Genomic DNA, 7,438 nt, shown 5'->3' with positions numbered 1-7,438 from the left:
TCCCAGCCGAAGTCGCTCGTCGGGTTGTTGTCCGGGGAAACGCCGTTCGGGTTTCCGGAGTAGCCGTAGCCCTCTACGCCGACGAAAGTAACCATCGGAAGCTCCTCGAAGCGCGGCTCGGTCCACTTCACGACTTCCCTCGTGTAGTAGTTGTTGCCGACCCAGTCGTTCCTCTCAAGGTGAGGAATCCTCACGGGGTTCCAGTCGAGCTCCAGGTCAACCCTTCCCCTGTTCAGGGCCTCAAGGAAGAGCCTGTTGTGGAAGTAGTCGTAGTTTTCAGCAGCTTTAACGTCCCTCGCGTCGTGGGGGTTGAGCGGATAGGCTGGAATTATGTTGAGGATTATTCCCACAGAGGCCTTCGTGTGCTCCTTTATGGCGTCGTAGGCCCTCGCGTGGGCCACCATCTGGTTGATGATGACCTTCTTGGCCGCCTTCGGGTTAAGGATTCCCGGGGGCCAGCCGACGTAGGGAGCCAGATAGCCGAGCTCGACCGTAACCATCGGCTCGTCGAAGGTGGCCCAGAAGTCAACGAGTTCAGAGAACTTCCAGGCGGAGTAGGCTGAGAACTTGACGAACTCGACTATGTTCCTCTCGTCAACCCAGCCTCTCGCCCTGCTCCCCTCGAAGTCGCTCCTCGTCCAGAGCGGGTCGTGAACCCACACCGGCAGCGTCTGGTGGTTCAGCGTGACGAAGGTCGTGAAGCCGAGCTTCTTCAGGTTCTTGAGGACTGCTAGGTAGTGGAGAACCTCCCTCCTGTTCGCCAGACGGTCAAGCTCCTCAAGCGCTTCCTTCGGAACCTTCACGCGCCTTATCAGCCCGTAGGAGTCCCTTTCGACCTTCACTTCTACCCCCCAGGTAGGGCAGGGAAAGATTCTGCTCCACTCGATGGTGAGCTGGTAGGCGTTCAGCCCGAGGTTCTTTGCTAGGCGATGGTCTATCTCGTAGAGCTCGTAGTTGTTTATGCCCTCCTCGGGCAAATCACCGCTCACGAGGTCGTTCTTGATGTTGAATGGGTCGCGAACCCAGTGCCACCAGTCGCTCCTCGCGTCGATGTTCCGTCTGAGAGGGTCACCCATCTCGAACTGAAAGGCCGATTGAACGACACCCCAGATGAACATCACTGACACCGTCCCATGTTTATAACTTTGTATAAATTTGTGGTTTTTATCTTTTTTATAGTTTTTTGAGGGTGAACCCCAATGTCTCGACGTCGAGACATGCACATTTAAGGTCAGATGTGTTCACCAAAAAGCTTATATAGATTTTGGGATTGTTATAAAATTGACATTATTTATAATGAGGTGGGAAACTATGAAAAGATACCTGGCTGTGGCCCTCGTGGCCGTTGTGCTGGGAAGCCTCTTTGGTCTTGCGTCGGTAAGCGCGGCTTCTGAGTTCCCCAGAAACGAAACCCTCTATACGGCGAACAGCGCTCCTCCAACGAACGCAAACCCGTTTCAGGGGGGCAACATCATAGGCCTCGACGGTCTCATTTTCGAGCCGCTCTTCATGCTGAACTTCATGACCGGACAGCTGAAGCCGTGGCTCGCGGAGAGCGGAAAGTGGGTGGAACCCAACGTTTTTGAGGTCGTCCTCAGGCCGGGTCTCACATGGCAGGACGGCAAGCCCCTCACCGCCGAGGACGTGAAGTTCTCCTTTGAGTACTATCAGGAGATTGGTCTCAGGAACTGGAGCAAGCTCGGGCTCAAGGAGATAAAAGTCGTGAACAACAGAACCGTTGACTTCATATTCAGTGGCACCCCCAACTACCAGCTCTGGAAGCTCCAGCTCTTCTACGGCTGGGGTCAGGGAGTTCTGATAATCCCAGAGCACATATTCAAGAACATCGACCCCAAGGAGATACCCAAGATGACGTTCCTCGGCGATGAGCAGAAGTACCTCGTCGGTTCGGGTCCCTACAAGCTCTACGAGGTCGTTCAGGGACAGAAGTCGATACTCATCAGAAACGACAACTGGTGGGGAATCAAGTACTTTGGAAAGCCTGCTCCCAAGTACATAATCCAGCTCTACGTTAAGGACAACGCCCAGGCCGCAAACATGTTCATCAAGGGCGACCTCGACGTCGGAACGTACTACATAGACATCGTTAAGGCCAAGGAGGAGAATCCATACCTCGTCAGCTGGCTCGACAAGCCGCCTTACTTCCCGCCGGTTGCCCCGGTTCTGCTCTACTTCAACACCAAGAAGCCCCCGATGGACAACCCGCAGTTCAGGCGCGCCATAGCCATGGCGATAAACCCGAAGCAGATAATCACCAACGGTCCAATCGGAGGAATGCCGTCGGAGATACCCTTTGGGACGGGCCTCCTCAGCAAGTGGGCCGACAAGATTGACCTTCAGGGCCTCATAAAGGAATACGGCTGGCAGTACGGGAACGTTGAGGAGGCAAACAAGATACTCGACCAGCTCGGTATGAAGAGGGACTCAAACGGCTGGAGAACCTACAACGGTAAGGAGATAGTCCTCCACCTTGTCACCTGCGCCGGCTGTTCCGACTGGATTTCCACGGCCGAGATAATCCAGAACCAGCTCAAGGCCATCGGAATCAAGGTGGTCATAGACAAGTACGACTGGGGAGCGATGATGGACAAATACCACAAGGGAGACTTTGACCTCGGTCTCCACTGGGCCGGAACCTTCCAGCCGACGGCTTACGCGGTTTATAACGCCCTCCTCAGCAAGGACGGCGTTGCGAACTTTGGAAACTTCACCGACCCGCAGGCCCAGCAGATACTCGACGAGTTCGCCAAGACCACCGACCCGAACAAGGAGGCCCAGTACATAAAACAGCTCAGTGAGATATGGCTTAAGGAGGTCCCGGCTGTTCCCGTTTACATGGCGACGCTCTTCTACGAGGCCAACACCAAGTACTGGACCGGCTGGCCGAACGCTCAGAACCCCTACGGCGTGCCGATTTTCTGGGCCAAGTACGGAACCTGGGGAACGGCCCTAGCTTTACTCGGGGTTAAGCCCGCCGGCTCCTCCACGACGTCAACGGCCCAGACGGCCGCAACCTCCACCTCGTCACCGACTTCAACAACCTCGACGAGCAGTGGAAAGAGCATCTGCGGTCCTGCTGCAATAGTGGGTCTCGCCGTGATACCTTTGCTCTTGAGGCGTAGGAGGAAGTGATTTCTCCCTTTTCTTTTTAACCGCGTTGCCGTAGTAGTGGAGGGTTGGCAATGGGGTTCAGAAGGTATATGGTTCGCAAGGTAGTTGTCTACGGCATTACGTTCGTTTTCGCCGTGACCCTGAACTGGTTGCTTCCGAGGCTCATGCCCGGCAATCCAATCGAGGCCATGGTTTCGAGGAGCGGGGGTGCGGCCAGCTCCCAGCTCATCAAGTTCTACGAGGAGGTCTACGGCTTAAATCAGCCGATGTGGAAGCAGTTTCTCAACTTCTGGGTCAACCTCTTTCACGGCGACCTCGGCTACAGCATGCTCTACAACGCCCCCGTCTCGAGTATAATCAAGCACGCCCTCCCCTACGATATAGCGATTCTCCTCCCCGCGATAGTCCTCAGCTGGCTCGTTGGCAACTGGCTCGGTGCAATCGCGGGTAAAAACAAGAAGTATGATAGGTACACGATGCCCCTCTTTTACTTCCTCGCGAGCATGCCCTACTTTTGGTTCGCGATGATTCTCGTCTACGTTGTTGGTGTTAAGCTCGGCTGGCTCCCCTATTCTGGCGCCTACGCTCCGGATTTGGTGCCGAGCCTCTCCTGGACGTTCATCAAGAGCTTCCTCTCCCACTGGATTCTGCCCTTCCTGAGCCTGTTCATCGTCATGATTGGTAGCTGGGCGATTGGAATGCGCAACATGATAATCTACGAGCTCGAAGCGGATTACGTCCGCTATCTGGAGGCACTCGGCGCGAGCGAGAAGCTCATGACGAAGCACGCCTACAGGAACGCCATACTGCCCCAGGTGACCGGTCTTGCATTACAGCTCGGAATGATGGTGGCCGGGGCGATTGCGACGGAGATAGTCTTCAACTACCCCGGAATCGGCGTGCTCATAATGAACGCCGCTCTAAACCAAGACTACTTCCTCCTCCAGGGAGCTTTCCTCATCGTCGTAATCTCTGTCCTCGCGGCCAACTTCCTGATTGACATAGTCTACGCCTTCATAGACCCGCGCGTCAGGGCGAGCTACACGGAGGGTTGAGGATGGCGAGGGAGAGCAGGTTGGCACTCGTTAGAATCGCTTTCAGGAACAGGAAGTTCCAGTTCGGCTTCGGTCTTCTGGCCTTTTTCGTGATATTCGCCCTAATCGGCCCCCTCTTTACCCCGTTTGCCTGGAACGGCCTCTATTACGAGAACGTTGGTGGAATAAAGATAGCCTCCTACGGCGGCAAAACCCTGCCCCCAATGAGCCACGAGGTTATAACAACGTACACAGGGAAGAAAGTTGAGGTCCTCCACATACTCGGGACTAACATCAACGGCCAGGACCTCTACGCGAGGCTCGTCTACGGTCTGAGGACGAGCCTCTGGATAGCCCTGCTCGCGGCGGCGATAGGAACGGTTCTCGGAATAACGATAGGACTCGTTGCGGGATACAAGGGCGGATGGACCGACGAACTTCTCATGATGTTCACCAACATAATGCTCGTTATACCCTCAATAGTTCTCCTGGTTCTCATAGCGGCCTACCTCTCCGCCAGAACCCCCGGGATTCAGGCCCTCATAATAGGCCTCACCGGCTGGCCCTGGGTCGCGAGGGCCGTGAGGAGCCAAACCCTGTCGCTCAAGAACCGGGAGTTCGTGCACTTAGCGAAGCTCGCCGGTTTGAGCGACCTCAGGATTATCTTCACAGAGGTAATGCCCAACATGGTCTCCTACATCTTCATGGCCGGAATCCTCCAGTTCAGCGGTGCAATCCTCGCGAGCGCGACCCTCGACTTCATCGGCCTCGGACCGACCACTATGGTCTCGCTCGGAAACATCCTTCAGAGGGCCATAGCCTACAACGCACTCCAGTTCGGCTGGTGGTGGTGGTTCATTCCGCCGGGGCTGATTATAACCCTCATCATCACGGCGCTGTTCTTCATCAACATAGGCCTGGAGGAGGTCTTCAATCCGCGCCTCAGGAGGGAGTGAGATGGCGATGCTGACCGTTGAAGACCTTAAAATCTACTACGCGACACCTTTCGGGCACGTCAAGGCCGTTGACGGGGTTTCCTTTGAGGTTAGGGAAGGTGAGGTCTTCGGTATAGCCGGCGAGAGCGGTTGCGGGAAGTCAACGCTCGTCCACTCCTTGATACTGAGGAAGCCTCCGATGGTTCACATGGGCGGAAAGGCCCTCTTCAAGGGAAGGGATTTGATGAGGCTTTCAAAGGAAGAGTCCAGAAAAATCCGCTACACGGAGCTTTCGATAATTCCCCAGTACGCGATGAACGCCCTCAACCCGACGAAGAAAATCAAAGACATAGTCTGGGACTTAGCCAGGGAGCACGGCCACACCGACAGGGAGGAGGTTGAGAGGCTCCTCCGCGAGAGGCTGAAGATGGTGAAGCTCAGCGAGAAGGTCGCCGACATGTACCCCGTCGAGCTTAGCGGCGGAATGAGACAGAGGGCGACGATGGTGGTCTCAACACTTCTCAACCCGGACCTGCTCATCGCGGACGAGGTTACTTCCGCTCTGGACGTCACGACTCAGAGGGTGGTCATCGAGCTGCTCCACCACTTTATGAGAGAGGGGATAGTCAAGTCCATAATCTTCGTCACCCACGATTTGGCTCTTCTCGACAAGATAGCCGACCGCATGATGATTCTATACGCCGGCAAGGTTGTTGAGATAGGCCCAACCGAGGAAGTCATCAACGAACCCAGCCATCCCTACACGCAGCTTCTCCTCAGCTCGCTTCCCAGAATGGGAATCCAGTACAGAAAACAGAAGCTCCGGGGAATCCCGGGATACCCGATTAGTTTACTCAATCCGCCGAAGGGTTGCCGCTTCTACACGCGCTGTCCCTACGCCCTCGACAAGTGTCCAAGCGAAGAGCCGAAGCTCGTGAAGGTTGGAGAGGAGCACTACGCGGCCTGTCATCTCCTCGGGGGTGAGGACCAATGAGCGAACTCCTGAAGGTCGAGCACCTGACGAAAGTATTCACGTCCGGACTAATCGGTGGCTTTGAAATCCGGGCGGTGGACGACGTCAGCTTCACCATGAGGAGGGGCGAGATAGTTTCCCTCGTCGGTGAGAGCGGGAGCGGGAAGACGACGATAGGAAAGCTCATTCTTCGTTTGATTCAGCCGACGAGCGGGAGGATTCTCTTTGAGGGTAAAGACGTTCTGAAGTTCAGCAGGGGAGAACTGAGGAGGAACTACTACCGTCAGGTTCAGGCGGTTTTTCAGGACCCCTTTGCCAGCTTCAATCCCCTCCACGTCGTTGACAGGTCTTTTCACCTCGTCTTTGATTCCTACTTCCCCAGGCTCGATGAGGGGGAGAGGGAGAAACTGATAAACGACGCGCTGACCCAGGTTGGCCTCAACCCGGATGAGGTTCTCGGGAAGTTTCCCCACCAGCTCAGCGGCGGTCAGCTCCAGAGAATCCTCATAGCGAGGGCCTTGCTATTGAAGCCGAAGCTCCTCATTGCGGACGAGGCGGTTTCGATGCTCGACGCATCAACGAGGATTGACGTCCTAAACTTACTCGGCGACTTCAGGGACAAATATGGAACGTCCGTTCTCTTCGTCACCCACGACTTGGCTCTGGGCTACTACATCAGCGACACGACGATTATCATGTATCGCGGGACGATAGTGGAGATGGGCGACACCGAGAGGGTCTTCCACAACCCGCTTCACCCGTACACCCAGATGCTCCTCGAGAGCGTCCCCGATTTGAACGTCAAGTGGGAGTTCAGGGGAATCGAGCCGGAGAAGGAAGAGGGAGCAGTCTACTCCATTCAGGGCTGCCGCTACGCGCCGAGATGTCCCAGGGTAAAGGAGAAGTGCTTCAACGTCCGTCCGGTCCTTCACGAGGTCGAGAGGAACCACTGGGTGGCCTGCCATCTTTACGGAGGTGAATGATATGCACTCGACGATTAGGGAGATTAAGAAGACCCCGGAGGGAATTATGAAGGCTCAGGGGGCCTTTGAGGATTTCATAGTAAATCACGACTTCTTGCTGCCGAGGGAGATAGTTTACACTGGTTGCGGCAGTTCGCACTTCCTTTCAAAGCCGCTGGCCATGGCAACTACCCGCCTTGGGGGCAGGGGAGCGGCTCTCCCCTGCTCCGAACTTCTGTACTCGCGCGAATGGTACAGCATAGAAAACCCCGGGCTTCTCGTGGCAATCTCGCGCTCTGGGGAAACGACGGAGGCAATCAAAGCCCTTAATGTCCTCGACGTTCCAACGCTTGCCCTCACTGCTTATGAGAGCACCCTTTCGAGGAAAGCGGACTACGCTCT

At 55.6% G+C, this 7,438-nt stretch carries 6 protein-coding genes and 1 pseudogene; 6 read left to right on the top strand and 1 reads right to left on the bottom strand.

Annotated features, from left to right (window positions below; all coding sequences use genetic code 11):
- Positions 1 to 1,121, bottom strand: a 1,121-nt coding sequence (locus MVK46_RS07835) for a family 1 glycosylhydrolase (RefSeq protein ID WP_367182646.1), incomplete at its 3' end; no start/stop codon positions are given.
- Between the two features lie 190 nt (positions 1,122 to 1,311).
- Here MVK46_RS07835 and MVK46_RS07830 point away from each other — a divergent pair.
- From MVK46_RS07830 to MVK46_RS07805, 6 genes and pseudogenes are all read left to right on the top strand, one after another.
- The gene (locus MVK46_RS07830; RefSeq protein ID WP_297536109.1) at positions 1,312 to 3,153 is read left to right on the top strand and encodes an ABC transporter substrate-binding protein; all 1,842 of its coding nucleotides are present in this window, start codon (positions 1,312 to 1,314) and stop codon (positions 3,151 to 3,153) included.
- A gap of 50 nt (positions 3,154 to 3,203) precedes the next feature.
- Positions 3,204 to 4,187 (top strand): ABC transporter permease, encoded by a 984-nt coding sequence (locus tag MVK46_RS07825; RefSeq protein ID WP_297536107.1) that lies wholly within the window; start codon positions 3,204 to 3,206, stop codon positions 4,185 to 4,187.
- 2 nt (positions 4,188 to 4,189) lie between these two features.
- Positions 4,190 to 5,122 (top strand): ABC transporter permease, encoded by a 933-nt coding sequence (locus MVK46_RS07820; protein ID WP_297536112.1) that lies wholly within the window; start codon positions 4,190 to 4,192, stop codon positions 5,120 to 5,122.
- A 1-nt stretch (position 5,123) separates the two neighbouring features.
- Positions 5,124 to 6,095: an ABC transporter ATP-binding protein gene (locus tag MVK46_RS07815; protein ID WP_297536106.1), complete on the top strand. Its 972-nt coding sequence runs from the start codon at positions 5,124 to 5,126 to the stop codon at positions 6,093 to 6,095.
- The gene (locus MVK46_RS07810; protein WP_297536105.1) at positions 6,092 to 7,057 is read left to right on the top strand and encodes an ABC transporter ATP-binding protein; all 966 of its coding nucleotides are present in this window, start codon (positions 6,092 to 6,094) and stop codon (positions 7,055 to 7,057) included. The genes MVK46_RS07815 and MVK46_RS07810 overlap by 4 nt, the downstream gene beginning before the upstream one ends.
- Position 7,058: 1 nt before the next feature.
- Positions 7,059 to 7,438: pseudogene (locus MVK46_RS07805) on the top strand (SIS domain-containing protein); the annotation flags it as partial.

This window comes from Thermococcus sp. (genome assembly GCF_027066465.1).
Taxonomy (GTDB): domain Archaea; phylum Methanobacteriota_B; class Thermococci; order Thermococcales; family Thermococcaceae; genus Thermococcus.
The sequence above is the reverse complement of the archived record's forward strand: the minus strand, read 5'-3'. Positions and strand labels throughout refer to the sequence as shown.